The organism is Proteus myxofaciens ATCC 19692 (assembly GCF_001654855.1).
GTDB lineage: Bacteria > Pseudomonadota > Gammaproteobacteria > Enterobacterales > Enterobacteriaceae > Proteus > Proteus myxofaciens.
The window spans coordinates 1-387 of record NZ_LXEN01000215.1; the positions used below are offsets into that span (position 1 = coordinate 1).

A 387-nucleotide genomic window follows, 5' to 3' on the forward strand; every position below is an offset into this window, starting at 1 on the left:
AAATAATTCGCAGTATACTATTGCTAATATACTCTGAATTATTATTTTTATATTCAAGAGATTATGGTGGAGCTAAGCGGGATCGAACCGCTGACCTCCTGCGTGCAAGGCAGGCGCTCTCCCAGCTGAGCTATAGCCCCATAATGCATTCTTAATACCGTTTCGTTTCTCAGGTTTCGTTCTTATCGGAAATTTCCTTTAAGTAAGAATTGAGCCAATCGCAGTGAGACAAGGCGTGGAGTCACGAAGTTTACATTAAGTAAACGAGTAAGTTCACAACGCAGTATCAATACGATTTGGTAGGCCTGAGTGGACTTGAACCACCGACCTCACCCTTATCAGGGGTGCGCTCTAACCACCTGAGCTACAAGCCTATACCGGTATTTC

At 43.9% G+C, this 387-nt stretch carries 2 tRNA genes; both read right to left on the reverse strand.

The window, feature by feature from the left end:
* Positions 1–64 precede the first annotated feature (64 nt).
* Positions 65–140, reverse strand: a tRNA-Ala gene (locus tag M983_RS16700).
* Positions 141–297: 157 nt separating this feature from the next.
* Positions 298–374, reverse strand: a tRNA-Ile gene (locus tag M983_RS16705).
* Positions 375–387 lie beyond the last annotated feature (13 nt).